Consider the following 25,635-nt stretch of genomic DNA (forward strand, 5'->3'; position numbering starts at 1 on the left):
GCGTGCGGATATCAATCCGCACGCCTCAAAGACGCCCACAACACCTGCGCCGCATACCCCCGAAACGGCCGCCAGGCTTCAGCCCGAACAGACAACTCCCGCGCCGTCATCCGCTCGCCTTCCAGCACCTCCAGCGCCCGCAGTAATCCCACATCGCCAGTCGGAAACCCGTCCATGTCCCGCAACTGCCGCAGCGCAATGTACTGCGCCGTCCAGTTGCCAATCCCGTTCAGCGCCAGCAACCTCCCCATCCCGGAGGCAAACAGCAACGGATCCTCCAGCGACGCCTGCGCCACCCCGCACAATGTGCGCCCGCGACTTTTCGGCATGCCCAGCGCCGCCAGATCAGCGCCCGCCAAAACCGCCGCTTCAGGAAATACGTGAGTCAGTCCTGACACTGAAGAACGCAAAGGCTCGCCATACTGCGCCACCAGTTTCCCCGCCAGCCGAATCGCCGCAACCACGGTGATCTGCTGTCCCAGCACCGCCCGAAACGCCAACTCCAAACCATCCCACGCCCCCGGCACCCGCAAGCCCGGACGCTCGGCGATGAGCCGCGCCAGCAGCGGATCCGCCGCCAGATGCCGCTGCATCGTCGGCAGATCCGCATCCAAATCGAACATCCGTCGCAAGCGCACAACAATCTCGGGAACCGCCGACGGATCCGGGAAATCCAGTTCCACCTCCAGCGCATCACCGTCACCGGGCCAGACCGAAACCGTGCCGTGAAACCCGTTCACCCCGATGCTGCGCGAATACACGCCATCGACCACCGTCTCCATTCCCGTCACCGCGCGCGCCGCGAGAAACCCGAGCATTGCCGGCCAGTCACAGGATCCGTGATAGCCGAGCCGCAATCTCACAGGGACAACACGCCGCTGTACAACCCGTAGGCCGCGAGCCCGGCGCCGGCGATGACGCAAGTGAAAATCCCCTTCTCGAGCGTGGTGAACAGCGGCTCGCCCTGCTCATGCTTGGCCTTGGCGAACAGGATCACCCCCGGCGCATACAGCAGCGCCGACAGCAACAGGTATTTCACCCCGCCGGCATACAACAGCCACACCGCGTAACACAACGCGATGCCGCCGATCAGCAGATCCTTGGTGCGTTCAGCGGAGGCATGTTCATAGGTTTCACCCCGTCCGCTGAGTAACACGGCATAGGCTGCCGACCACAGATACGGCACCAGAATCATCGACGAGGCGAGGTAAATCAGGCTGGTGTAAGTGCCGGCGGAAAACAGCGTGATCAGCAGGAAAATCTGGATCATCACGTTGGTCAGCCACAACGCATTGACCGGCACATGGTTGGCGTTTTCCTTTTTCAGGAACGCCGGCATCGTGTTGTCCTTGGCGGTGGCGAACAGGATCTCCGCGCACAGCAGCGCCCACGACAACAACGCACCGAGCAATGAAATGGCCAGGCCCACGCTGATCAGCAGCGCGCCCCATGGCCCGACAATGTGCTCCAGCACGGCGGCCAGCGACGGGTTCTGCAAGGTCGCCAGTTCCGGCTGACTCATGATCCCCAGCGACAACACATTGACCAGTACCAGCAGCGCCAGCACACCGATGAAACCGATCACCGTGGCGCGGCCAACGTCCGTGCGTTTCTCCGCCCGCGCCGAGTAAACGCTGGCGCCCTCGATACCGATGAACACGAACACGGTGACCAGCATCATGTTGCGCACCTGATCCATCACGCCGCCGAAATTCGGGTTGCTGCGGCCCCAGATATCGCGGGTAAACACGTCAGCCTTGAACGCCACGGCGGCAATGACCACAAACATGATCAGCGGAATGATCTTGGCCACGGTGGTCAACTGATTGATCAGCGCCGCTTCCTTGATCCCGCGCATCACCAGAAAGTGCACGGCCCACAGCAACACCGAAGCACAGCCAATGGCAATCGGCGTATTGCCCTGACCGAACACCGGAAAGAAGTAGCCGAGGGTGCTAAACAGCAACACGAAATACCCGACGTTCCCCAGCCAGGCGCTGATCCAGTATCCCCACGCGGAAGAAAAGCCCATGTAGTCGCCGAACCCGGCCTTGGCGTAGGCATACACGCCGGAATCCAGTTCCGGTTTGCGGTTGGCCAAGGTCTGAAACACGAAAGCCAGGGTGAGCATGCCGATCGCCGTGATGCCCCAGCCGATCAGGATGGCGCCGGCATCGGCGCGGGCCGCCATGTTCTGCGGCAGGGAAAAAATCCCCCCGCCAATCATCGACCCCACCACCAGGGCGATCAGTGCGCCAAGGCGCAGCTTTTGCGTCGGTTGCGACATTCCAGCGTCTCCAAGTTCCAGAGCGGCGAATGCCGCGAAACCGTTATGCAACCGGCTTTTAACTAAATGGATAAAGCGTAATGACGTTTATTGAATAACGCCAACTTACGCCTTTTATATATAGCCATTGGCGCTAACGCCCTAGCACGCTCAGACAGTTTTGTGCGCGAATCCTAATAAATCAATTCTGTACTGAAAACAGCGGTGAAAAATTTGCCAAAACCTGAAAAGGAACTAGCGTGATAATTCGAAAGTAATAGGATCCATTCTTAACCACTTCGGACAAAAGGCCTCTAGGACGGGCTTTCCAGACAATAGCCTTATGCCTCCAGACGTTTCATAAGTCATTCATTAACAATGGAATGTGACTATGCACTGATCTAAGTCAGCTGTTTGAAAAGCCAACAGAACTACGCTGTGAACTCTTCTCTCCTGCAATGGAGTCATGCAATGTCTGAAGCTCCCGGAAAACTACGACTAGGTGCACTGGTTGCATTGGTAGTCGGTTCAATGATCGGTGGCGGGATATTCTCTTTGCCACAAAACATGGCCGCCAGTGCCGACGTCGGCGCGGTACTGATTGGCTGGGCCATCACCGCTGTCGGCATGCTCACCCTCGCTTTCGTCTTTCAAACCCTCGCCAATCGCAAGCCTGACCTGGACGGCGGTGTCTACGCCTACGCCAAGGCCGGATTCGGCGATTACATGGGTTTCTCCTCGGCCTGGGGTTACTGGATCAGTGCCTGGCTGGGCAACGTGGGTTACTTCGTTCTGCTGTTCAGCACCCTCGGGTATTTCTTTCCGATTTTTGGGGAGGGCAACACCGTTGCAGCCGTGATCGGCGCCTCTGTCCTGCTGTGGGGCGTGCACTTCCTGGTACTGCGCGGGATCAAGGAAGCGGCGTTCATCAACCTCGTGACAACCGTCGCCAAGGTCGTGCCGCTGCTGCTGTTCGTGCTGATCGCGATCTTCGCCTTCAAACTGGACATCTTCACCGCCGACATCTGGGGCGTGAAAAACCCGGATCTGGGCAGCGTGATGAACCAGGTGCGCAACATGATGCTGGTCACCGTGTGGGTGTTCATCGGCATCGAAGGCGCGAGCATCTTCTCGGCCCGGGCGGAAAAACGTTCGGACGTCGGCAAGGCGACCGTGATCGGGTTCATCACCGTGCTGCTGTTCCTGGTGCTGGTGAACGTGCTGTCGCTGGGCATCATGACCCAGCCGGAACTGGCCAAACTACAGAATCCGTCGATGGCCGCCGTGCTGGAACACGTGGTCGGTCACTGGGGGGCGGTGCTGATCAGCGTCGGTCTGATCATCTCGCTGCTCGGGGCGCTGCTGTCGTGGGTGCTGTTGTGCGCGGAGATCATGTTCGCCGCCGCCAAGGACCACACCATGCCGGAGTTCCTGCGCAAGGAGAACGCCAACCACGTGCCGGTCAACGCCCTGTGGCTGACCAACGCGATGGTGCAGCTGTTCCTGATCATCACCCTGTTTTCGGCCAGCACTTACCTGTCGCTGATCTACCTCGCCACTTCGATGATTCTGGTGCCGTACCTGTGGTCGGCGGCCTACGCCCTGCTCCTGGCGGTGCGCGGCGAAAGCTACGAAGGCTTCGCGGCCGAACGGCGCAAGGATCTGATCATCGGCGCCATCGCCCTGATCTACGCGGTGTGGCTGCTCTACGCCGGTGGCGTGAAGTACCTGCTGCTCTCGGCCCTGCTCTATGCCCCCGGCGCGATCCTGTTCGCCAAGGCCAAGCTGGAACTCAAACAACCGGTTTTCACCAACGTCGAGAAGCTGATTTTCGCCGCAGTGGTCGTGGGCGCCCTGGTGGCAGCCTACGGACTGTATGACGGCTTCCTGACTCTGTAATTGCCCAACGTTTTCACTCTGGAGGATCACTGAAATGACCACGGAAAAAGCTAAGTACGGCGTCCATTCCGAAGCCGGCAAACTGCGCAAAGTCATGGTTTGCTCCCCAGGTCTGGCCCATCAGCGGCTGACCCCGAACAACTGCGATGAACTGCTGTTCGACGACGTGCTGTGGGTCGCCCAGGCCAAGCGCGACCACTTCGACTTCGTCACCAAAATGCGTGAGCGCGGGATCGAAGTACTGGAAATGCACAACCTGCTGACCGACATTGTCGCCATCCCCGAAGCGCTGGACTGGATCCTCGAGCGCAAGGTCACCGCCGATTCGGTGGGCCTGGGCCTGATCAACGAAGTCAAATCCTGGCTGAAAAGCCTGGAGCCGCGACACATCGCCGAGTTCCTGATCGGCGGCGTCTCCGCCGATGACCTGCCGGACAGCTTCGGTGGCAAGACCATCCAGATGTTCCGCGACTTCCTCGGCCACTCCAGCTTCATTCTGCCGCCGCTGCCGAACACCCAGTTCACCCGCGACACCACCTGCTGGATCTACGGTGGCGTGACGCTGAACCCGATGTACTGGCCGGCGCGTCGTCAGGAAACCCTGCTGGCCACCGCCATCTACAAATTCCATCCACAATTCACCAACGCCGATTTCGAGATCTGGTACGGCGACCCGGACAAGGATCACGGCAGCTCGACCCTCGAAGGGGGCGACGTCATGCCGATCGGCAACGGTGTGGTGCTGATCGGTATGGGCGAACGTTCGTCGCGTCAGGCCATCGGCCAACTGGCGCTGAACCTGTTCAAGAACAAGGCCGTGGAAAAAGTCATCGTCGCCGGCCTGCCGAAGTCTCGCGCCGCGATGCACCTCGATACAGTGTTCAGCTTCTGCGACCGCGACCTCGTCACGATCTTCCCGGAAGTGGTCAACCAGATCGTCGCCTTCACCCTGCGCCCTGACGAAAGCAAACAGGGCGGCATCGACATCCGTCGCGAAGAAGGCACGTTCCTCGACGTCGTGGCCAAAGCCCTCAACCTGCCGAAACTGCGGGTCGTCGAAACCGGCGGCAACAGCTTCGCCGCCGAACGCGAGCAATGGGATGACGGCAACAACGTGGTGGCGGTGGAGCCGGGCGTGGTCATCGGCTACGACCGCAACACCTACACCAACACCCTGCTGCGCAAGGCCGGGGTCGAGGTCATCACCATCAGCGCCGGCGAACTGGGCCGTGGCCGTGGCGGCGGCCACTGCATGACCTGCCCGATCGTGCGCGACCCAATCGACTACTAAACGACCATCTCCCCGGCCGCACTGACCCTGTCGCGGCCGGGCCGATTACCGAATCCAAGGAGAATCATCATGGCGTTCAACATTCACAACCGTAACCTGCTCAGCCTGGAACACCACACCCCACGTGAGCTGCGTTACCTGCTCGATCTGTCCCGCGACCTCAAGCGCGCCAAATACACCGGTACCGAGCAGCAACACCTGAAGGGCAACAACATCGCCCTGATCTTCGAAAAAACCTCGACCCGCACCCGTTGCGCGTTCGAAGTCGCCGCTTATGACCAGGGCGCCAACGTCACCTACATCGACCCGAACTCTTCGCAGATCGGCCACAAAGAAAGCATGAAAGACACAGCCCGCGTGCTGGGTCGCATGTACGACGCCATCGAGTACCGTGGCTTCAAGCAGGAAATCGTCGAAGAGCTGGCCAAGTTCGCTGGCGTGCCGGTGTTCAACGGCCTGACCGATGAATATCACCCGACCCAGATGATCGCCGACGTGCTGACCATGCGTGAGCACGCCGACAAGCCGATCCACGAGATCAGCTACGCCTACCTGGGCGACGCCCGCAACAACATGGGCAATTCGCTGCTGCTGGTCGGCGCCAAACTCGGCATGGACGTGCGCATCTGCGCGCCGAAAGCACTGTGGCCCCACGACGATCTGGTGGATCGCTGCAAAAAATACGCAGAGGAAAGCGGCGCCCGCATCACCCTGACCGAAGACCCGAAAGCTGCGGTCAAAGGCGTGGACTTCATCCACACCGACGTGTGGGTATCGATGGGCGAGCCGGTGGAAGCCTGGGCTGAGCGTATTCAGCAACTGCTGCCGTATCAGGTCAACGCCGAGCTGATGAAAGCCACCGGCAACCCGCGCACCAAGTTCATGCACTGCCTGCCGGCGTTCCACAACAGCGATACCAAGGTCGGCAAACAGATCGCCGAACAGTATCCGCACCTGAAAAACGGCATCGAAGTGACCGACGACGTGTTCGAGTCGCCTGCCTGCATCGCCTTCGAGCAAGCGGAAAACCGCATGCACACCATCAAGGCGATTCTGGTGTCGACTTTGGCTGATCTGTAACTGGCCTCTTGCGCTGATCGTTCCCCACATGATCGTTCCCACGCTCCTGCGTGGGAATGCATCCCGTGACGCTCTGCGTCACAGCGGACGCGGAGCGTCCGTGGCGGCATTCCCACGCGGAGCGTGGGAACGATCAACACGAAAAGGACATGCACCATGCGTATCGTCGTAGCTCTGGGCGGTAACGCCCTGCTCCGCCGTGGTGAGCCGATGACCGCTGACAACCAGCGCGCCAACATCCGCATCGCCACCGAGCAAATCGCCAAGATCCATCCCGGCAATCAACTGGTCATCGCCCACGGCAATGGCCCGCAAGTCGGCCTGCTGTCGTTGCAGGCAGCGGCCTACACCTCTGTCACCCCTTACCCGCTGGACGTGCTCGGTGCCGAAACCGAAGGCATGATCGGCTACATCATCGAACAGGAACTGGGCAACCTGCTGGACTTCGAAGTCCCGTTCGCCACCCTGCTCACCCAGGTCGAAGTCGACGCCAACGACCCGGCCTTCAAGAACCCGACCAAACCGATCGGCCCGGTCTACGACAAGGCCGAAGCGGAAAAACTCGCCGCAGAAAAAGGCTGGGCAATTGCCCCGGACGGCGACAAGTTCCGCCGCGTGGTGGCCAGTCCCCGGCCGAAACGCATCTTCGAAATCCGCCCGATCAAGTGGCTGCTGGACAAGGGCAGCATCGTGATCTGCGCCGGTGGTGGCGGCATCCCGACCATGTATGGCGCACACGGCAAGCTGCAAGGCATCGAAGCGGTGATCGACAAGGACCTGTGCTCGGCGCTGCTGGCCGAACAACTGGAAGCGGACTTGCTGGTGATCGCCACCGACGTCAACGCGGCGTACATCGACTTCAAAAAACCGACCGAGAAAGCCATCGCCCAGGCCCACCCGGACGAACTCGAACGCCTGGGCTTCGCCGCCGGCTCCATGGGGCCGAAGGTGCAGGCAGCCTGCGAATTTGCGCGCCATACTGGCAAGGTCGCGGTGATCGGTTCGCTCTCGGACATCGAAGCCATCGTCCAGGGCACCGCCGGTACGCGGGTCAGCACGGCAGCGCCGGGCATCACCTACCGATAAAAAGAAACTCCGGGGGCAGACCTCAGGTCTGCCCTTCTCCCATGCCTTGAAAGGAGAAAACCATGGCCCAGTTCGAACCCGGCCGCTTGCACATCGAGCGCCACGCGTTGACTGACGATGACGTCAATTACAACGTGCACCTCGACTATGAAGTGTTCACCGATCCTCAGAAAGGCAAAGGGATACAGTTCACCCTGCACGGCAGCATGCAGGGCAAGGACATGAAGGAAACGTTTTTCCTGCCCAAGGAAGAGGCCTACAACTTCGCCCGCGACGTGACCCGGATCGCCGAGAAATACGGAATTCCCAAGGCGCACAGCCAGATCGGCTCGGTGCACAAGCATTACGACTTGATGTTTGAAGACATCCGCAAGCAGTTGAATATGCAATCCGGGGATCCGGTCAATCCCGAGCATTTCGAGTAACCCGAACTCACCACATTCCCCCTGTGGGAGCGAGCTTGCTCGCGAAAGCGCTCTGTCAGTTCATATCTTCATTGCTGATACACCGCATTCGCGAGCAAGCTCGCTCCCACAAGGGTATGTATCCAGCGAAAGAACGCGCCCGGTTTCACCATTTCCCCGCCCCAAGGCATACTTGCCCCCCTCCGCACTCCAGAACCCAGAACCGCCCCATGCGTATCCACGTCAGCTTCATCGACCGCGTCGGCATCACCCAGGAAGTCCTGGCCCTGCTCGGTGGGCGCAATCTCAATCTGGATGCGGTGGAAATGGTCCCGCCGAACGTCTACATCGACGCCCCGACCCTCAGCCCGCAAGTGCTCGAAGAACTCAAAGATGCGTTGTTCCGGGTACGTGGCGTAGAAGCCGTGGTGGTGGTCGACATCCTCCCCGGCCAGCGTCGGCACTTGCAGCTCGACGCCTTGCTCGCGGCGATGACCGACCCGGTACTGGCACTGGACAGCGCCGGCAAGGTGCTGCTGGCCAACCCGGCGTTGATAGCCTTGTACGGTCGCGAGCCGGCGGGCGAAAGCGTCTCGGAACTGTTCAACGATCCGGGCCTGCTCGAAACCCTGCTCGAACAAGGCTTCCGACTGCCGCTGCGGGAAATCACCGTAAACGGTCAGACCCTGTTGCTCGAAGCCACGCCGATCACCGACGCCGGGGCCCTGCTGACCCTGTATCAACCGAACCGAATCGGCGAACAACTCTCGGCGCTGCACCACGACCATGCCGAAGGCTTTGATGCGCTGCTCGGCGAATCGCCGCCAATCCGCACCCTCAAGGCCCGCGCCCAACGCGTCGCGGCCCTCGATGCGCCGCTGCTGATCCAGGGCGAAACCGGCACCGGCAAGGAACTGGTGGCCCGCGCCTGCCACGCCATCAGCGCCCGGCACAGTGCGCCATTCCTCGCACTGAACTGCGCGGCCCTGCCGGAGAACCTCGCCGAGAGCGAACTGTTCGGCTACGCCCCCGGCGCCTTTACCGGCGCACAACGCGGCGGCAAACCGGGGCTGATGGAACTGGCCAACCAGGGCACGGTGTTCCTCGATGAGATCGGCGAGATGTCGCCGTACTTGCAGGCCAAACTGCTGCGATTTCTCAACGACGGCAGCTTCCGTCGGGTCGGTGGCGATCGTGAGGTGAAGGTCAACGTACGGATCCTCAGCGCCACCCACCGCGACCTGGAAAAAATGGTCAGCGAAGGCCTGTTCCGCGAAGACCTGTTCTACCGCCTCAACGTGCTCAACGTCGAAGTGCCGCCGCTGCGCGAGCGCGGTCAGGACATTCTGTTGCTGGCGCGCTATTTCATGCAGCAGGCCTGCGCGCAGATCCAGCGCCCGGTCTGCCGCCTCGCCCCGGGCACTTACCCGGCACTGCTCGGCAACCGCTGGCCAGGCAACGTGCGGCAATTGCAGAACGTGATCTTCCGCGCCGCCGCGATCTGCGAAAGCAGCCTGGTGGACATCGGCGATCTCGACATCGCCGGCACCTCGGTAGCACGCCAGACCGACACCGACGTCGACAGCCTCGAAGAAGCCGTCGAAGCCTTCGAGAAATCGCTACTGGAAAAACTCTACGTCAGCTATCCCTCGACCCGCCAACTGGCCAGCCGTCTGCAAACCTCGCACACCGCGATTGCCCATCGGCTGCGCAAGTACGGAATTCCGGGCAAAGCCTGACACCGCCCCAAAAGCGACCTCCATCTGTACTGAAAGCGCTACAGCGGAACGATATCGCTACACCCTCCTCCGATCACCGCTGTGCAAGGCTTTGATCCGGTTCAGCTTTTTTCTTCGCCCCACGCTGTAGCGATTTCGCTACAGCTAACGTATTCGCGCTTGCCCGATAATCAATCAAACCATTGATTTATAACGATATTTTTACGTTGGCCGCGTTCTTGCTAAGTAACCGCTCATAAAATCAGGGCATTGCCGCCCGAGTATTCCACCGCGTCCACCAGACGAGTCTGGCCCCTAGGAGATTCCATGAGCGAGTTGCGTTTTACTGAAGATCACGAATGGCTGCGCGCCGAAGCCGATGGTTCTGTCACCGTTGGCATCACCGCTTTCGCGCAGAACGCCCTGGGCGACGTGGTGTTCGTGCAACTGCCTGAATTGCAGGCGTACGAAAAAGGCGCCGAAGCCGCCACTGTGGAATCGGTAAAAGCCGCCAGCGGCGTTTACATGCCACTGGACGGTGAAGTCCTGGCCACCAACCCGGCCCTGGAAGACAGCCCTGAGTTGGTCAACGAAGATCCGCTGGGCGAAGGCTGGTTCTTCCGCTTCAAGCCAGCCGACGCATCGGCCGTCGCCAAGCTGCTGGATCAGGACGCCTACGACCGCCTGATCAAAGCCCAAGCCGAAGCCTGAGGAATCTGACATGACCCAAGTTAATCTCGGCACCACCAACGAATTCATCGCCCGTCACATCGGCCCACGCGCCGGTGACGAGCAAGCCATGCTCAACAGCCTCGGCTTCGACTCGCTCGAAGCCCTGAGCGCCAGCGTCATCCCGGAAAGCATCAAGGGCACCAGCGTGCTCGGCCTCGACGACGGCCTGAGCGAAGCCGATGCCCTGGCGATGATCAAAGGCATTGCCGGCAAGAACCAGCTGTTCAAGACCTACATCGGCCAGGGCTACTACAACTGCCACACGCCGTCGCCGATCCTGCGCAACCTGCTGGAAAACCCGGCCTGGTACACCGCTTACACCCCGTACCAGCCAGAAATTTCCCAAGGCCGTCTCGAAGCGCTGCTGAACTTCCAGACCCTGATCAGCGACCTCACCGGCCTGCCGATCGCCAACGCTTCCCTGCTCGACGAAGCCACCGCCGCTGCCGAAGCCATGACCTTCTGCAAACGCCTGAGCAAGAACAAGGGCAGCCACCAGTTCTTCGCCTCGATCCACAGCCACCCGCAAACCCTCGACGTGCTGCGCACCCGTGCCGAGCCACTGGGCATCGACGTGGTCGTGGGCGATGAGCGCGAGCTGACCGACGTGACGCCGTTTTTCGGCGCGCTGCTGCAATACCCGGCGAGCAACGGTGATGTGTTCGGCTACCGCGAACTGACCGAACGCTTCCACGCCGCCAACGCACTGGTCGCCGTGGCCGCTGACCTGCTGGCCCTGACCCTGCTGACCCCGCCGGGCGAGTTCGGCGCCGACGTGGCCATCGGCAGCGCCCAACGTTTCGGCGTTCCGCTGGGCTTCGGTGGCCCGCACGCGGCTTACTTCTCCACCAAAGATGCGTTCAAGCGCGACATGCCGGGCCGTCTGGTCGGTGTTTCGGTTGACCGTTTCGGCAAACCGGCCCTGCGTCTGGCGATGCAGACCCGCGAGCAACACATCCGCCGCGAGAAAGCCACGTCGAACATCTGCACCGCACAAGTGCTGCTGGCCAACATCGCCAGCATGTACGCCGTGTATCACGGCCCGAAAGGCCTGACCCAGATCGCCAACCGCGTGCATCACCTGACCGCGATCCTGGCCAAGGGCCTGGGCGCACTGGGCGTGACCGTCGAGCAAACCAGCTTCTTCGACACCCTGACCCTGGCCACCGGCGCGCAAACTGCCGCGCTGCACGACAAGGCTCGCGCCCAACAGATCAACCTGCGTGTGATCGACGCCCAGCGTCTGGGCCTGTCGGTCGACGAAACCACCACCCAGGCCGACATCGAAACCCTGTGGGGCCTGTTCGCCGACGGCAAGGCTCTGCCGGATTTCGCTGCTCTGGCTGCTGCCGCGCAAAGCACGATTCCAGCCGCACTGGTTCGTCAGTCGCCGATCCTCAGCCACCCGGTGTTCAACCGTTATCACTCGGAAACCGAGCTGATGCGCTACCTGCGCAAACTGGCGGACAAGGACCTGGCACTGGATCGCACCATGATCCCGCTGGGCTCGTGCACCATGAAACTCAACGCCGCCAGCGAAATGATCCCGGTGACCTGGGCCGAATTCGGCGCCCTGCACCCGTTCGCCCCGGCCGAGCAAAGTGCCGGTTACCAGCAACTGACCGACGAACTGGAAGCGATGCTTTGCGCCGCCACCGGTTACGACGCGATCTCGCTGCAACCGAACGCCGGTTCCCAAGGTGAGTACGCAGGTCTGCTGGCGATCCGCGCCTATCACCAGAGCCGTGGCGAAGACCGTCGCGACATCTGCCTGATCCCGTCGTCCGCCCACGGCACCAACCCGGCGACTGCCAACATGGCCGGCATGCGTGTGGTCGTGACCGCGTGCGACGCCCGTGGCAACGTGGACATCGAAGACCTGCGCGCCAAGGCCATCGAGCACCGCGAACACCTCGCGGCGCTGATGATCACTTACCCGTCGACCCACGGCGTGTTCGAAGAAGGCATCCGCGAAATCTGCGGCATCATTCATGACAACGGCGGCCAGGTGTACATCGACGGCGCCAACATGAACGCGATGGTTGGCCTCTGCGCACCGGGCAAGTTCGGCGGCGACGTCTCGCACCTGAACCTGCACAAGACTTTCTGCATTCCGCACGGCGGTGGCGGCCCGGGCGTCGGCCCGATCGGCGTGAAATCGCACCTGACCCCGTTCCTGCCGGGCCACGGTCACATGGAACGCAAGGAAGGCGCGGTCTGCGCAGCACCGTTCGGCAGCGCGAGCATTCTGCCGATCACCTGGATGTACATTCGCATGATGGGTGGCGCAGGTCTGAAGCGCGCTTCGCAGCTGGCGATCCTCAATGCCAACTACATTTCCCGTCGCCTGGAAGAGCACTACCCAGTGCTGTACACCGGCAGCAACGGTCTGGTGGCGCACGAGTGCATCCTGGATCTGCGCCCGCTGAAAGACAGCAGCGGCATCAGCGTTGATGACGTGGCCAAGCGCCTGATCGACTTCGGCTTCCACGCCCCGACCATGTCGTTCCCGGTAGCCGGCACGCTGATGATCGAGCCGACCGAAAGCGAATCCAAGGAAGAACTGGACCGCTTCTGCGACGCCATGATCCGCATCCGCGAAGAAATCCGCGCGGTGGAAAACGGCACCCTGGACAAGGACGACAACCCGCTGAAGAACGCTCCGCACACCGCTGCAGAGCTGGTCGGCGAGTGGACTCACCCGTACAGCCGCGAGCAAGCGGTGTACCCGGTGGCGTCGTTGATCGAAGGCAAGTACTGGCCGCCGGTCGGTCGCGTCGACAACGTGTTCGGCGACCGCAACCTGGTCTGCGCCTGCCCGTCGATCGAAAGCTACGCTTGACCTGTAAGGGGGCGGGTTCGCCCGCCCCCTTACATGCGTGCCTGATGTGCCTATAACAAGAAACCGGAGAACAACCATGTCGTTAAGCGTGTTCGACCTGTTCAAGATTGGCATCGGCCCCTCCAGCTCCCACACCGTCGGCCCGATGCGCGCAGCCGCGCGCTTCGTCGAAGGGCTGCGTCGGGAAAACCTGTTGTCGGCCACCACCAGCGTCAGGGTCGAGTTGTATGGATCCCTCGGCGCCACCGGCAAGGGCCACGGCAGCGACAAGGCCGTGCTGCTGGGCCTGGAAGGTGAACACCCGGACACCGTGGATACTGAAACCGTCGCCGCCCGTCTCTCGGAGATTCGTGGCAACGGGCGTTTGAACCTGCTCGGCGAACACAGCATTGCGTTCAACGAGAAAGAACACCTGGCAATGATCCGCAAGCCGTTGGCCTATCACCCCAACGGCATGATCTTCCGTGCCTTCGATGCGGCGGGATTGCAGATCCGCAGCCGCGAGTACTACTCGGTCGGCGGCGGTTTTGTGGTCGACGAAGACGCGGCCGGCGCCGACCGCATCGTCGAAGACGCCACGCCGCTGACCTTCCCGTTCAAAAGTGCCAAGGACTTGCTCGGTCACTGCGCCACCTATGGTCTGTCGATCAGCCAGGTGATGCTGACCAATGAAAGCGCCTGGCGCCCGGAAGCGGAAACCCGCGCCGGTCTGCTGAAAATCTGGCAAGTGATGCAGGACTGCGTGGCCGCCGGCTGTCGCAACGAGGGCATCCTGCCGGGCGGTTTGAAGGTCAAGCGGCGGGCGGCAGCGTTGCATCGGCAACTGTGCAAGAACCCGGAATCGTCGCTGCGCGATCCGCTGTCGGTACTGGACTGGGTCAACCTCTACGCCTTGGCCGTCAACGAAGAAAACGCCAACGGCGGGCGCGTGGTCACGGCACCGACCAACGGCGCGGCGGGGATCATCCCGGCGGTGCTGCATTACTACATGCGCTTCATTCCCGGAGCGAACGATGACGGCGTGGTGCGCTTCCTGCTCACCGCCGCGGCCATCGGCATTCTGTACAAGGAAAACGCCTCGATCTCCGGCGCCGAAGTCGGCTGTCAGGGCGAGGTCGGCGTGGCCTGCTCGATGGCGGCCGGTGCGTTGTGCGAAGTACTCGGTGGCAGCGTTCAGCAAGTGGAAAACGCCGCCGAAATCGGCATGGAACACAACCTCGGCCTGACCTGCGACCCGATTGGCGGGCTGGTGCAGGTGCCGTGCATCGAGCGCAATGCCATGGGCTCGGTCAAGGCGATCAACGCCGTGCGCATGGCCATGCGCGGAGACGGGCAGCATTTCGTCTCCCTCGACAAGGTCATCCGCACCATGCGCCAGACCGGCGCCGACATGAAAAGCAAATACAAGGAGACCGCCCGTGGCGGTCTGGCGGTCAACATTATCGAGTGCTGATCGCGCCATAAACTCGCTCTCCCTTTGGGAGAGAACACAAAACTGGCCCCCTCTCCCTCCGGGAGAGGGTTGGTGTGAATCAAGGAGTCACGCATGTCCACCGAACAACTGTCGAAAACCCCGCTGCACGCTCTGCACATCGAACTCGGCGCCCGCATGGTGCCGTTCGCCGGCTACGACATGCCGGTGCAATACCCGCTGGGCGTGATGAAAGAACACCAGCACACCCGTGAGCAGGCCGGGCTGTTCGATGTCTCGCACATGGGCCAGATCCGTCTGACCGGCGCCAATGCCGCCAAAGCCCTGGAAACCCTGGTGCCGGTGGACATCATCGACCTGCCGGTCGGCATGCAGCGCTACGCGATGTTCACCAATGAAACCGGCGGCATCCTCGATGACCTGATGGTCGCCAACCTGGGCAACGACGAACTGTTCCTGGTGGTCAACGCCGCGTGCAAGGACCAGGACCTGGCCCATCTGCAAAAACACATCGGCGATCAATGCAAGATCGAGCAGCTGTTCGAAGAACGCGCCCTGCTCGCCCTGCAAGGCCCGGCCGCCGTGACCGTGCTGGCGCGCCTGGCGCCGGAAGTGGCGAAAATGACTTTCATGCAATTCACCCGCGTGAAGCTGCTGGGCGTCGACTGCTTTGTCAGCCGTTCGGGCTACACCGGTGAAGACGGTTTCGAAATCTCGGTTCCGGCAGCCGACGCGGAAAAACTCGCCCGCGCCCTGCTGGCCGAACCGGAAGTCGCCGCCATCGGCCTCGGCGCCCGTGACTCGCTGCGCCTGGAAGCCGGCCTGTGCCTGTATGGCCACGACATGAACACCGAGACCACCCCGATCGAAGCCAGCCTGCTGTGGGCGATCTCCAAGCCTCGGCGTGCCGACGGTGCGCGTGCCGGTGGTTTCCCGGGTGCAGAACAGGTCTTCGCCCAACAGCAAAACGGCGTTCAGCGCAAACGCGTCGGCCTGCTGCCGCAAGAGCGTACGCCGGTCCGTGAAGGTGCAGAGATCGTCAACGAAGCGGGCGAAATCGTCGGCAGCGTGTGCAGCGGCGGTTTCGGCCCGACCCTGGGCGGCCCGCTGGCCATGGGTTACCTGGACAGCGCCTACGTCGCGCTCGACACGCCAGTTTGGGCGATTGTTCGTGGGAAAAAGGTGCCATTGCTTGTAAGCAAAATGCCATTTGTTCCACAACGCTACTATCGTGGTTGATTGACTGTTTCTATAAGTAACGCGATTGCGTTATGCGTGCACTAATGTGTAACGCAATCGCCATAAAACAGTGCACTCTGTTTACATTCGATTCGAATATGAACTTGGCTTATAACGTTCGAAAACAATTGAACAAGCCAATCGAATAAGCCGGACTAGTGGACCGACTAAGTGCCAGCAAGCGCAGGAAAACCGGGGCCTTCACAGGGCTTGTTTTTCCTCCCGTAGTTGGCGTAGAGTTTGTCCACTGTGTTTGCATGGGTCAGCTTGGAATCGTGACCTGGGCAGTAGCCTACAAGTTAGCTACATCCCGTTCGACGTCTTCTTACTCTCCTGCAACCAGCCCCAGTACTCTTTCATGAGAAAGAGACTGTCATCAATTTATGCGTCAAAGGAAATAAGAAATGTCCACACGTCAGAGCGGTACCGTCAAGTGGTTTAACGACGAGAAAGGTTTTGGTTTTATCACTCCAGAAAGCGGTCCGGATCTGTTCGTGCATTTCCGCGCCATTCAGGGCAACGGCTTCAAGAGCCTGAAAGAAGGCCAGAAAGTGACCTTCGTTGCAGTGCAAGGCCAGAAAGGCATGCAAGCTGACGAAGTCATCGCAGAAGCCTGATTTCTGTTACGAAAAAGCCCCTGATATTGATATCAGGGGCTTTTTTGTGGGCGCAAATCCGTAAAATGGCGCTTCACTTCCTGTCCAGAGGCTGCCATGTCGAAACACCTGCTCACTCCCCAGGGCGATTTCCCCGCCGTCGGCCTGGGCCGTCGTCTGGCAGCGATGTTCTATGACTTTCTGCTGTGCACTGCCCTGCTAATTGTGACCGGTGGCGTCTACAAGATGATTCAGGCCGCGATCATCGGTGAAGAGCGTCTGCGGGTTCTGACCGACGCCGGGCAACTGGATGGCGATCCGCTGTACTCCACGGTGTTGCTGTTGGTGCTGTTTGGCTTCTTTGCCAAATTCTGGACCCACGCAGGTCAGACCCTGGGCATGCAAGTGTGGGGCATTCGCGTGCAGAACGCTGATGGCACTGCAATCAGCCTGTGGCAGGCGTTGCTGCGGTTCATGGTGTCGATTGCATCGTGGCTCTGCCTGGGCCTGGGGTTCTTCTGGTCACTGTTCGACAAACAGAAACGCGCCTGGCATGACATCTACTCCGACACGCAGCTCGTGCGAATCCCGAAGAAAGCCAAATAATCCTGCAGATGCAAAAACGCCCCGATCCAATCGGGGCGTTTTTGTTTGTGGCTCAAGGTCAGGCGTTGCCGGCCAGCTTCAGCCGCGCTGCCTGAGTGAAATCGAGCATGCGTTTGAGCGGACGAATCGCCTGCGGGATCAGCGCCGGGTCGATGAAGATCTCGTTCGAGCCCTCCTTCAAGCACTTCAGCGTGCGCTCAAGGGTATTCATGGCCATCCACGGGCAATGTGCGCAACTGCGGCACGCCGCGCCGTTACCGGCGGTTGGCGCCTCGATGAAGACCTTGTCCGGGCACAGCTGCTGCATCTTGTAGAAGATGCCGCGATCGGTGGCGACGATCAGGGTCTTGTTCGGCAGCGATTGAGCGGCGGCAATCAGCTGACTGGTGGAACCGACGGCGTCCGCCAGCTCGATCACCGAGGTCGGCGACTCCGGATGCACCAGAATGGCGGCGTCCGGGTACAGCGCTTTCATGTCTTCCAGCTGCTTGGACTTGAACTCTTCGTGAACGATGCAGGCACCGTCCCAGAGCAGCATGTCGGCGCCGGTCTGACGCTGGATGTAGGTACCCAGGTGCTTGTCCGGGCCCCAGATAATGGTTTCGCCGTTGTCCATCAGGCTCTCGACGATTTCCAGTGCGCAACTGGAGGTCACCACCCAGTCGGCGCGGGCTTTGACGGCGGCCGAGGTGTTCGCATACACCACCACGGTGCGCTCCGGATGCTGATCGCAGAACGCCGAGAACTCGTCCACCGGGCAACCCAGATCCAGCGAGCAGGTCGCTTCCAGGGTCGGCATCAGCACGCGTTTTTCAGGGTTGAGAATCTTCGCGGTCTCGCCCATGAATTTCACGCCGGCAACCACTACGGTCTTGGCCGGATGGGCGTTGCCGAAGCGGGCCATTTCCAGGGAATCGGACACGCAACCGCCGGTTTCTTCGGCGAGGGCCTGGATGATCGGATCGCAATAAAAGTGGGCAACCAGCACCGCGTCCTGAGCCTTGAGCTCGGCGGCGATGGCGGAACGGTAATAAGCCTCTTCCTCGGCCGTCAGCGGCTTGGGCTGCTTGGCGTCGAGGTGGGCTTGTACCAGAAGGCGTTCGGAAATCTGCGTCATGTTCGCAAGACCTGCAGGCGCATTCGCGCGAAAGTCGAGTATACACCCGGCTCCGGACCGCTTGAGGGTACCGCCGGGAGAGTGAGTATTATCAGGCACGGACAGCATTGAAGCTGCGCAAGGCTACAGAATATCCCGTTGATACAAAAGATGATTCTGACCTGCGTCACGGCAGGAAGAAACGAAGGGAGGGATGCCCGAATCGCAGGCAAAAAAAAACCCGGAAATCCTCACTTTCGTGGGCCTTCCGGATTTTCTAAACCGCTAAATATGGTGGGTCGTGTGGGATTCGAACCTACGACCAATTGGTTAAAAGCCAACTGCTCTACCAACTGAGCTAACGACCCGCTGTGTGGTGGCGCGTATAATACTGATTTTTAAGGACTATTCAACACCTAATTTGAAAATAATCAAAAATAAGGTGTCGGGTCGCTGATTCCGGCCGCCGCGAAGCCTTCTGCACGCAGTCGGCAGCTGTCGCATTTGCCGCAAGCGCGGCCGTCATCGTCGGCTTGATAGCAGGAAACAGTCAGCCCGTAATCAACGCCAAGCTTCACGCCCGCCTGGACGATCTGCGCCTTGCTCAGGTTCTGCAGCGGTGCCTGGATGCGGAAACCATTGCCTTCCACACCGGCCTTGGTAGCCAGATTGGCCATGCGCTCGAACGACTCGATGAACTCGGGACGGCAATCCGGGTAACCGGAGTAATCGACCGCGTTGACGCCGATAAAGATGTCACGGGCACCGAGCACTTCAGCCCAGCCGAGAGCCAGCGACAGGAAAACCGTGTTGCGTGCGGGCACGTAAGTCACCGGGATACCTTCGCCCAGCTCTTCCGGGATATCGATGCTGGTGTCGGTCAGGGCCGAACCGCCCATGCCGTTCAGGTTCAGGCCGATCACCTTGTGCTCGACCACACCCAGATCGCGGGCAACGCGAGCAGCGGCATGCAGTTCGGCGTGGGAACGCTGACCGTAATCGAAACTCATGGTATAGCAGGCGTAACCTTCAGCGCGGGCCATGGCCACGACAGTGGCCGAGTCCAGACCACCCGACAGCAGGATTACCGCACGTTTTTCGCTAGTGTTCAGTTGTTCAGTCATCTCAGCGCCCCGGCTCATCATTCCATAGATATTTATGCAGCTGCAGTTGCAGGCGCACTGGCAGGTTATCCGCCACCACCCAGTCCGCCAGATCCCGAGCGTTCAGGTCATGGTGACTTGGGGAAAACAGCACTTCACCTGCACGTCGCTCGAGACCGTACTGGATCAGCTTCGATACCGCCCAGTCATAGTCCTCCCGCGAGCAGATGACAAACTTCACCTGATCGTTGGGCGTCAGCAGTTCGATGTTCTCGTAACGGTTGCGATGGGCTTCTTTGGAGTCTGGCGTTTTCAGGTCGACCACCCGACTGACCCGCGGATCGACCGCCGAGATGTCGAGGGCGCCGCTGGTTTCCAGCGAGACTTCGTAGCCGGCATCGCACAACTGCTTGAGCAAAGGGATGGCATTGGGTTGTGCCAACGGCTCACCGCCAGTGACGCAGACGTAGCGCGGGCGAAAGCCGGCCACTTGCTCAAGGATGTCGTCGAGGGTACGGATCGTGCCACCGCTGAACGCGTAGGCGCTGTCGCAGTATTGGCAACGCAATGGGCAACCGGTCAGGCGCACAAAAACAGTGGGCAGCCCGGCAGTCCGCGTTTCCCCCTGCAACGAGTAGAAAACTTCGGTGATTCTCAATGTGTCTTGCATAGTCGCCACGGGCGTAACAGCTAAACAGGCTGTCCGCCTCCGTCAGGCACTTCAGGCAACCCCGCCAACGCGTAGATCACCAGAAGCGTGTTTCATAAAAGGGCGTGAATTCTAACGAAAAAACCCGCGACAAGCGCGGGTTTCTTCCAAACGGGTCAAAGCTGTTACATGCGTTGCAGATCGCGCTGGGCCAACTGAGCGGCGGACGTGCCCGGATACTGGGCCACCACCTGCTGCAGAATGCCTTTGACCTTGTCGGTATGACCGAGGCGGCGCTCTACGTCAGCCAGCTTGTACAGCGAATCCGGCACTTTGGCGTGCTTGGGATACAGCTGCGAAACCTTGGCGAAAGCCTGACCTGCACCTTGCAGATCGCCTTTTGCCAGGTTCACTTCACCCAGCCAGTACTGGGCGTTGCCCGCATATTGGCTGTTCGGGTATTTACGCAGGAAAGCGGCAAACGCCTGGCTGGCCTTGTCGAAATCCTTGGCCTTGATCAGGTCGAAAGCTGCATCGTAATACAGCTTTTCCTTGGCCGGATCAGCCGGTTCGCCACCCGCGGCAGGTGCCTGGGCGGCCGCAGCGGCCCCGGCTCCAGCGGCGGCACCGGCAGCAGCACTTGCATCGCCACCGGCAGAAGAATTCTCGGGAGTCGCGGCAGGTGCAACGCCGGATCCTATGCGCCGATCAAGATCCTGGTATCGCTCCAGGGATTCCTGCTTCATGCGCGAAACTTGGTTCTGCAGTTCTTCGATCACGCCTTGCTGGCGCGACAGTTGATCCTGCATTTGTTGCAGTTGGTTGAACAGCATGCCTTGTGCCGAGGCAGGGGCCGAAGCCGCTCCCCCGGCATAGGCGCCGTTCGTACCGTAACCTGCAGGCGGATAACTGCTCCCGCTATTGTTATAACCGGAGTTGTCATCGACCACAGGAACCGCAGCCCACGCCGCAAGCGGCGCGAGGCTGAGAGCCAGAACAGTTACAGCACGACGGCACGTTCGCATATCGAATTACTTACGCAGTTCGACGCGACGGTTTTGAGCCCAGGACTGCTCGTCGTTGCCGGTAGCAACTGGACGCTCTTCGCCGTAGGAAACCAGTTCCAGCTGAGCTGGGGAAACACCTTGCAGTACCAGGTAGCGCTGAACGGCTTTCGCACGACGCTCGCCCAGTGCCATGTTGTACTCACGAGTACCACGTTCGTCGGTGTTGCCTTCCAGAACAACGCGAGCGCCGTTTGCTTTCAGGTCTTTGGCGTGAACGTCCAGAGCGCGCATGGCTTCTGGCTTCAGGTCCGAGCTGTCGTATTCGAAGTAGAAGGTGGTGATTGCGCGCAGAGCAGCTTCTTCGCTCAGGGAACCGTCAACTGCACCAGTGTTTGCGCCGTAACCAGCGTTTGGATCAACAGCGCCTTCACCGGCGTTGTCGCCGCCTTTGGACGAGCAACCTACAGCTACAGCCATGGCCAGAGCCAGCGCAGCAAATTTACCAAACTTCAGCATTTCCATCGTGAAACTCCTAATGAACCCCAGTGTGTTAAGTAAAACGTAAAGCGCCGCGTCAGTTCAGGTAAGGGGACCAGGACGGTTCTCTGACTTCGCCTTGAGCGGTAGGAAGCGGGAGCCTCACGCGTCCATTAATGGACACGAGCATCAAGACTCCCCGGCCCTGCTGGCGGGTGGCGTAGATTACCATGGTGCCGTTGGGCGCAACAGTAGGCGACTCGTCCAGAGTGCTATCAGTGAGGATTTTTACACTTCCGCGCTGCAAATCCTGGGCCGCCACCTTGAAATTGGTGAAACCGTCCTGACGATGGATCATCACCAGGGTCTTTTCATCCGCCGAAAGCTTGGGGTTGGCGTTGTAGTTGCCCACGAACGTCACACGCTCGGCACCGCCGCCACCAGCACTGGTCTTGTAGATCTGCGGCTTGCCGCCACGGTCGGAGGTGAAGTAGATGGTCGAACCATCCTTGCCCCAGTACGGTTCGGTGTTGATGCCTGGACCTGCGGTCACGCGGGTGATCTGACGGGAGCCGAGGTTCATCACGTAGATGTCCGGGTTACCATCTTTCGACAACACGAACGCCAGGCGATTGCCGTCCGGCGACCAGGCTGGCGCGCCGTTCAGGCCTTCGAAGTTGGTGATCTGTTCGCGGCGACCGGTGTCGATGTTCTGCATGAAGATGCGCGGACGCTTCTGTTCGAACGACACGTAGGCGATACGCTTGCCGTCCGGTGCGAAACGCGGCGACAGGATCGGCTCGCGCGACTGCAGCAGGGTCACGGCGCGGGCGCCGTCATAGTCCGAGCGCTGCAGGGTGTAACGGGTGTTCTTCTCGGAGAAACGCTCGGCCGTGACGTACAGCAGGCGAGTCGAGAATGCACCTTTGATGCCGGTCAGTTTTTCGAACGACTGATCGGAGATGTAGTGCGCCATGTCGCGCAGCTGTTCGGTAGTACCCGACACACTGCCGTCAGCCACTTTCTGTTCGGTGGCGACGTTGAACAGAGCCCACTGCACCTGCAGACGGCCACCGGCCGGCACGATGCTGCCGACCATCATGTATTGCGCGCCCACCGCCTTCCAGTCACGGAAGATGATTTCGCTCGGCTGGCTTGGCTGGCTGATCATGTTTTGCTTTGGAATCGGCGAGTAATAGCCCGAGTTGCGCAAATCGTTACCAATGATTTCAGCCATGTCATCCGGCAGGACGGCACCGCCCTGGAAACCGAAAGGTACGACGGCGATCGGAGTTGCCCGATCGCTGCCGCTGGTGACCAGAATGTTCTTTTCATCCGCCATCGCGATCCCTGCCATGCAGCAGATCACGACCAGCATTCCTCGAAGAAGGTTTCTCACAAGGCTAGATCCTCAGGTGTGAATGTCATCTTGAATGAACGATACGGAGCGAAATCGCTCGGCTTCATTCCCTGCATTTCCGTCAAACGTCCAATATTCTTGACCGCTGCCACTGCCGACGCATCGAACGGACCGTCGCCACTGGACTTGGCCACGCTGACCGAAGTCACCGTACCGTCCGGCAACATGCCGATCTGCAGTACAACCGTCATGCCTTTGCGTGCCGAAGGTGGACGTGCCCAGCCTTCCGCTGCCCGCGCACGAATCAGGTCATCGAAACTGCCCGCGACTTCATCGCCCTGCTCATCGGCCAAGGCCTGCTGGCGCTGCGGCGTGTCGGAAAGCAAATCTGCCAGGGCCTGAGCCTTTTTGTCTTCGGCGGATTTACGTGCCGCGTCCTGCGCTTTCTTCTTCGCAGCATCGGCAGCAGCTTTCTTCTTCGCGTCTTCGGCGACTTTCTTCTTCGCCTCTTCAGCTTCAGCTTTCTTCTTGGCGTCTTCGGCGGCTTTCTTCTTCGCGTCTTCGACGATCTTCTTCTTGGCTTCTTCAGCGGCCGCTTTCTTGGCCTCTTCTTCAGCAGCCTTCTTGGCTTCTTCTTCGGCTTTTTTCTTGGCTATATCAGCCAATTGTTTCTCTTCTGCCTTCTTGGCTTCGGCGGTTTTCTTCGCGTCTTCGGCTTTCTTGGCTTCATCAGCCTTCTTCGCCTCGTCCGCTTTCTTCGCCTCATCGGCCTTCTTGGCTTCCTCGGCCTTTTGAGCCGCTTCTTCTTTCTTTTGTTCCGCAGCCTTCACCGCTTCCTGCTCGACCTTTTTCTGCTCCATCTGCTCGACTTCAGTCTGGCGCGCGGCGGATTTCTTCGCCTCACCCGCAATCTTCTGATTGGTCTGGGTGGTTGCCTGACTTTTCGATTTCAGCTGGTACAGGGTCGCCTGGACAATCGGCTTGGCCGGCGGCAGCTCCGGGGTCAGGGCGAAACTGACGAACAGCATGCCGAACACCAGCACGTGCAAGCCAATCGCCCAGACACTAGGCCAGAAGTAGCTTTCCGAGGCGGACGGCTCTCGCTGTTGCTGCATCAGGGCGCCTCGGTGATCAAGCCAACGTTACCGACCCCGGCTTTCTGCAACCCGCCCATGGCGCCCATGACGGAGCCATAATCGACGGACTTGTCGCCACGGATGAAGACCTGGGTACGCTTGCCGCCTTCAGTGCCGGCGCGAATGATCTTGGTCACCGCGTCGGTCATCTGTGGCAGGGTCATGGCCCGGTCCTGCTGCTTCTCGGTGTCGACTTCGCTGCCAAGGTTCCAGTAATAGGTCTTGTCCGACTTGATCGAAATGGTCAGCACCTGGGTGTTGTTGTCCTGCGGCAAGGCTTCGCTGGAAACCTTGGGCAGATCCACTTTCACGCCCTGATTGAGCATCGGCGCAGTCACCATGAAGATGACCAGCAGCACCAGCATCACGTCGATGTAAGGCACTACGTTCATCTCGGCGACCGGCTTGCGCTTGTGTCGGGCTCGAGTGATTAAAGCCATCGGGAAATACCTGCTTATTCTTCGCTGGTGTGCACTTTGCGGTGCAGGATCGCCTGGAATTCATCGGCGAAGGTGTAGTAGCGGCTCAGCAAGGTTTCGCTGCGGGCAGAGAAACGGTTGTAAGCGATAACGGCCGGGATCGCGGCGAACAGACCGATCGCGGTGGCGATCAGGGCTTCGGCAATGCCGGGAGCCACGGTAGCCAGGGTTGCCTGTTGGGCGCTGGCCAGTCCACGGAAGGAGTTCATGATCCCCCAGACGGTACCGAACAGACCGATGTACGGGCTGACGGAACCCACGGTGGCGAGGAACGGCAGGCTCTGCTCGAGCTTTTCTTCTTCGCGGGAGATGGCGACGCGCATGGCACGGGCCACACCTTCCATCACCGCTTCAGGGTCGACACCTGGCTGCTGACGCAGACGGGAGAACTCCTTGAAGCCGGCACGGAAGATCTGCTCGACACCCGAATCCGGATCCGGATTGCTGCCGGCCTGACGGTAGAGTTTGGACAGGTCGATACCCGACCAGAAGCGCTCCTCGAAGCTCTCCAGGGCACGTCGACCGGCGCGCAGCAGGTTGCTGCGCTGAAAGATCATGATCCATGAGGTCACCGATGCGGCTACCAGGGTCAACATTACCAACTGCACCACGATGCTGGCATTGCTGACCAGGCTCCACATGGAGGAATGGTCGACGACGTTAGCTTCCACGCTTTATCTCCTGCTTTGAGTGTGTACCCGTGCCGACCGCGTCGGCAAAGGCCGCACGCAGGTCTTCGGGAAGGGCCCGGGGTTTCAAACTGTTAGTGCGCACACAGGCCACCAGAAACTGCCCTTCGCAGAGCAGCACATTATCCGTTGCCCGCCTGACCTGCTGTCGAAAGCGCAGGCTGGCACGGTTCAATTCGATTACATCAGCGCTTACCAGAAGCTCGTCGTCCAGTCGCGCCGGCGCGTGATAACGCGCTTCGCTGGAATGCACGACGAACAACAGGTCCTCCCCTGCCAGCGCCGACTGGGCAAAGCCCAGCTCCCGGAGCCGCTCGGTTCGAGCCCGTTCCATAAACTTGAGGTAATTAACGTAATACACGATGCCGCCCGCATCGGTGTCCTCGTAATAAACGCGACAACGATGTGCGAACGGCTCAAGCCCGTTTTGCGCGCGCATACTCTAGTG

At 60.4% G+C, this 25,635-nt stretch carries 24 protein-coding genes and 1 tRNA gene; 12 read left to right on the forward strand and 13 right to left on the reverse strand.

Annotated elements, in window-relative coordinates:
- Positions 1-11: 11 nt before the first annotated feature.
- Positions 12-863 carry a DNA-3-methyladenine glycosylase family protein gene (locus AC1Q9F_RS10745; RefSeq protein ID WP_492619942.1) on the reverse strand — a complete coding sequence of 284 codons (852 nt, stop codon included), beginning with the start codon at positions 861-863 and terminating at the stop codon, positions 12-14.
- Positions 860-2,287 (reverse strand): arginine-ornithine antiporter, encoded by a 1,428-nt coding sequence (gene arcD, locus AC1Q9F_RS10750; RefSeq protein ID WP_085606593.1) that lies wholly within the window; start codon positions 2,285-2,287, stop codon positions 860-862. Before arcD (AC1Q9F_RS10750) ends, AC1Q9F_RS10745 begins: the two co-directional genes overlap by 4 nt.
- A 450-nt stretch (positions 2,288-2,737) precedes the next feature.
- On the opposite strand from arcD (AC1Q9F_RS10750), the gene arcD (AC1Q9F_RS10755) reads away from it, so the two are divergent.
- The 12 genes from arcD (AC1Q9F_RS10755) to AC1Q9F_RS10810 all read left to right on the forward strand — a co-directional run bounded on the left by arcD (AC1Q9F_RS10755) (position 2,738) and on the right by AC1Q9F_RS10810 (position 17,191).
- Positions 2,738-4,165 (forward strand): arginine-ornithine antiporter, encoded by a 1,428-nt coding sequence (gene arcD, locus AC1Q9F_RS10755; protein WP_011335624.1) that lies wholly within the window; start codon positions 2,738-2,740, stop codon positions 4,163-4,165.
- A 34-nt stretch (positions 4,166-4,199) separates the two neighbouring features.
- Positions 4,200-5,456, forward strand: coding sequence for an arginine deiminase (gene arcA / locus AC1Q9F_RS10760; RefSeq protein ID WP_179693985.1), 1,257 nt, complete (start codon positions 4,200-4,202; stop codon positions 5,454-5,456).
- 69 nt (positions 5,457-5,525) lie between these two features.
- A complete protein-coding gene (locus AC1Q9F_RS10765) occupies positions 5,526-6,536 on the forward strand; it encodes an ornithine carbamoyltransferase (protein ID WP_007951186.1) in 1,011 nt (336 codons plus the stop codon).
- Between the two features lie 156 nt (positions 6,537-6,692).
- On the forward strand, positions 6,693-7,622 hold the full coding sequence (arcC, locus tag AC1Q9F_RS10770; protein WP_492619941.1) for a carbamate kinase: 930 nt from the start codon (positions 6,693-6,695) through the stop codon (positions 7,620-7,622).
- A 62-nt stretch (positions 7,623-7,684) separates the two neighbouring features.
- Complete coding sequence (locus AC1Q9F_RS10775; RefSeq protein WP_207983750.1) at positions 7,685-8,047, forward strand: DUF5064 family protein; 363 nt, start codon at positions 7,685-7,687, stop codon at positions 8,045-8,047.
- A 209-nt stretch (positions 8,048-8,256) separates the two neighbouring features.
- Positions 8,257-9,765: a transcriptional regulator GcsR gene (gene gcsR / locus AC1Q9F_RS10780; RefSeq protein WP_492619940.1), complete on the forward strand. Its 1,509-nt coding sequence runs from the start codon at positions 8,257-8,259 to the stop codon at positions 9,763-9,765.
- Between the two features lie 306 nt (positions 9,766-10,071).
- Positions 10,072-10,455, forward strand: coding sequence for a glycine cleavage system protein GcvH (gene gcvH / locus AC1Q9F_RS10785; RefSeq protein ID WP_007951190.1), 384 nt, complete (start codon positions 10,072-10,074; stop codon positions 10,453-10,455).
- A gap of 10 nt (positions 10,456-10,465) precedes the next feature.
- Positions 10,466-13,318, forward strand: a complete 2,853-nt coding sequence (gcvP, locus tag AC1Q9F_RS10790; RefSeq protein WP_492619939.1) for an aminomethyl-transferring glycine dehydrogenase — start codon at positions 10,466-10,468, stop codon at positions 13,316-13,318.
- Positions 13,319-13,394: 76 nt separating this feature from the next.
- Positions 13,395-14,771 (forward strand): L-serine ammonia-lyase, encoded by a 1,377-nt coding sequence (locus AC1Q9F_RS10795; protein WP_085606607.1) that lies wholly within the window; start codon positions 13,395-13,397, stop codon positions 14,769-14,771.
- Positions 14,772-14,864: 93 nt separating this feature from the next.
- Entirely contained in the window at positions 14,865-15,989 is a 1,125-nt protein-coding gene (gene gcvT / locus AC1Q9F_RS10800) for a glycine cleavage system aminomethyltransferase GcvT (RefSeq protein ID WP_375747771.1), read from the forward strand.
- Between the two features lie 404 nt (positions 15,990-16,393).
- The gene (locus AC1Q9F_RS10805; RefSeq protein ID WP_007951194.1) at positions 16,394-16,606 is read left to right on the forward strand and encodes a cold-shock protein; all 213 of its coding nucleotides are present in this window, start codon (positions 16,394-16,396) and stop codon (positions 16,604-16,606) included.
- A 96-nt stretch (positions 16,607-16,702) separates the two neighbouring features.
- Complete coding sequence (locus AC1Q9F_RS10810) at positions 16,703-17,191, forward strand: RDD family protein (RefSeq protein ID WP_007951195.1); 489 nt, start codon at positions 16,703-16,705, stop codon at positions 17,189-17,191.
- A 58-nt stretch (positions 17,192-17,249) separates the two neighbouring features.
- On the opposite strand, the gene nadA is transcribed toward AC1Q9F_RS10810, so the two are convergent.
- The 11 genes from nadA to ybgC all read right to left on the reverse strand — a co-directional run bounded on the left by nadA (position 17,250) and on the right by ybgC (position 25,626).
- Positions 17,250-18,308: a quinolinate synthase NadA gene (gene nadA, locus AC1Q9F_RS10815; RefSeq protein WP_492619938.1), complete on the reverse strand. Its 1,059-nt coding sequence runs from the start codon at positions 18,306-18,308 to the stop codon at positions 17,250-17,252.
- A gap of 271 nt (positions 18,309-18,579) precedes the next feature.
- A tRNA-Lys gene (locus AC1Q9F_RS10820) sits at positions 18,580-18,655 on the reverse strand.
- A 63-nt stretch (positions 18,656-18,718) separates the two neighbouring features.
- On the reverse strand, positions 18,719-19,411 hold the full coding sequence (queC, locus tag AC1Q9F_RS10825) for a 7-cyano-7-deazaguanine synthase QueC (protein ID WP_221397994.1): 693 nt from the start codon (positions 19,409-19,411) through the stop codon (positions 18,719-18,721).
- 1 nt (position 19,412) lies between these two features.
- Positions 19,413-20,060 carry a 7-carboxy-7-deazaguanine synthase QueE gene (gene queE, locus AC1Q9F_RS10830; RefSeq protein ID WP_007951198.1) on the reverse strand — a complete coding sequence of 216 codons (648 nt, stop codon included), beginning with the start codon at positions 20,058-20,060 and terminating at the stop codon, positions 19,413-19,415.
- 164 nt (positions 20,061-20,224) lie between these two features.
- A complete protein-coding gene (gene ybgF / locus AC1Q9F_RS10835; RefSeq protein ID WP_011335639.1) occupies positions 20,225-21,064 on the reverse strand; it encodes a tol-pal system protein YbgF in 840 nt (279 codons plus the stop codon).
- Between the two features lie 6 nt (positions 21,065-21,070).
- Positions 21,071-21,568, reverse strand: coding sequence for a peptidoglycan-associated lipoprotein Pal (gene pal, locus AC1Q9F_RS10840; protein ID WP_003178634.1), 498 nt, complete (start codon positions 21,566-21,568; stop codon positions 21,071-21,073).
- 52 nt (positions 21,569-21,620) lie between these two features.
- The gene (tolB, locus tag AC1Q9F_RS10845) at positions 21,621-22,901 is read right to left on the reverse strand and encodes a Tol-Pal system beta propeller repeat protein TolB (protein WP_166742344.1); all 1,281 of its coding nucleotides are present in this window, start codon (positions 22,899-22,901) and stop codon (positions 21,621-21,623) included.
- 17 nt (positions 22,902-22,918) lie between these two features.
- Positions 22,919-23,998: a cell envelope integrity protein TolA gene (gene tolA / locus AC1Q9F_RS10850; RefSeq protein ID WP_179693970.1), complete on the reverse strand. Its 1,080-nt coding sequence runs from the start codon at positions 23,996-23,998 to the stop codon at positions 22,919-22,921.
- Entirely contained in the window at positions 23,998-24,450 is a 453-nt protein-coding gene (gene tolR, locus AC1Q9F_RS10855; protein WP_162130475.1) for a protein TolR, read from the reverse strand. Before tolR ends, tolA begins: the two co-directional genes overlap by 1 nt.
- Positions 24,451-24,473: 23 nt before the next feature.
- Positions 24,474-25,169 carry a protein TolQ gene (gene tolQ, locus AC1Q9F_RS10860; protein WP_007912733.1) on the reverse strand — a complete coding sequence of 232 codons (696 nt, stop codon included), beginning with the start codon at positions 25,167-25,169 and terminating at the stop codon, positions 24,474-24,476.
- Positions 25,159-25,626: a tol-pal system-associated acyl-CoA thioesterase gene (gene ybgC / locus AC1Q9F_RS10865; protein WP_007951203.1), complete on the reverse strand. Its 468-nt coding sequence runs from the start codon at positions 25,624-25,626 to the stop codon at positions 25,159-25,161. The genes tolQ and ybgC overlap by 11 nt, the downstream gene beginning before the upstream one ends.
- Positions 25,627-25,635 lie beyond the last annotated feature (9 nt).

The sequence above is a fragment of the Pseudomonas sp. GW823-FHT04A03 genome (assembly GCF_058796615.1).

Coding starts and splice junctions, on each gene's coding strand:
- queE (WP_007951198.1), bottom strand. CDS start 20,060: ATGCAAGACACATTGAGAATCACCGAAGTTTTCTACTCGTTGCAGGGG.
- pal (WP_003178634.1), bottom strand. CDS start 21,568: ATGGAAATGCTGAAGTTTGGTAAATTTGCTGCGCTGGCTCTGGCCATG.
- gcsR (WP_492619940.1), top strand. CDS start 8,257: ATGCGTATCCACGTCAGCTTCATCGACCGCGTCGGCATCACCCAGGAA.
- gcvP (WP_492619939.1), top strand. CDS start 10,466: ATGACCCAAGTTAATCTCGGCACCACCAACGAATTCATCGCCCGTCAC.
- AC1Q9F_RS10795 (WP_085606607.1), top strand. CDS start 13,395: ATGTCGTTAAGCGTGTTCGACCTGTTCAAGATTGGCATCGGCCCCTCC.
- AC1Q9F_RS10765 (WP_007951186.1), top strand. CDS start 5,526: ATGGCGTTCAACATTCACAACCGTAACCTGCTCAGCCTGGAACACCAC.
- queC (WP_221397994.1), bottom strand. CDS start 19,411: ATGACTGAACAACTGAACACTAGCGAAAAACGTGCGGTAATCCTGCTG.
- AC1Q9F_RS10810 (WP_007951195.1), top strand. CDS start 16,703: ATGTCGAAACACCTGCTCACTCCCCAGGGCGATTTCCCCGCCGTCGGC.
- gcvH (WP_007951190.1), top strand. CDS start 10,072: ATGAGCGAGTTGCGTTTTACTGAAGATCACGAATGGCTGCGCGCCGAA.
- AC1Q9F_RS10775 (WP_207983750.1), top strand. CDS start 7,685: ATGGCCCAGTTCGAACCCGGCCGCTTGCACATCGAGCGCCACGCGTTG.
- ybgC (WP_007951203.1), bottom strand. CDS start 25,626: ATGCGCGCGCAAAACGGGCTTGAGCCGTTCGCACATCGTTGTCGCGTT.
- arcD (WP_011335624.1), top strand. CDS start 2,738: ATGTCTGAAGCTCCCGGAAAACTACGACTAGGTGCACTGGTTGCATTG.
- ybgF (WP_011335639.1), bottom strand. CDS start 21,064: ATGCGAACGTGCCGTCGTGCTGTAACTGTTCTGGCTCTCAGCCTCGCG.
- AC1Q9F_RS10805 (WP_007951194.1), top strand. CDS start 16,394: ATGTCCACACGTCAGAGCGGTACCGTCAAGTGGTTTAACGACGAGAAA.
- arcA (WP_179693985.1), top strand. CDS start 4,200: ATGACCACGGAAAAAGCTAAGTACGGCGTCCATTCCGAAGCCGGCAAA.
- gcvT (WP_375747771.1), top strand. CDS start 14,865: ATGTCCACCGAACAACTGTCGAAAACCCCGCTGCACGCTCTGCACATC.
- nadA (WP_492619938.1), bottom strand. CDS start 18,308: ATGACGCAGATTTCCGAACGCCTTCTGGTACAAGCCCACCTCGACGCC.
- tolA (WP_179693970.1), bottom strand. CDS start 23,998: ATGCAGCAACAGCGAGAGCCGTCCGCCTCGGAAAGCTACTTCTGGCCT.
- arcC (WP_492619941.1), top strand. CDS start 6,693: ATGCGTATCGTCGTAGCTCTGGGCGGTAACGCCCTGCTCCGCCGTGGT.
- arcD (WP_085606593.1), bottom strand. CDS start 2,287: ATGTCGCAACCGACGCAAAAGCTGCGCCTTGGCGCACTGATCGCCCTG.
- tolB (WP_166742344.1), bottom strand. CDS start 22,901: ATGCTGGTCGTGATCTGCTGCATGGCAGGGATCGCGATGGCGGATGAA.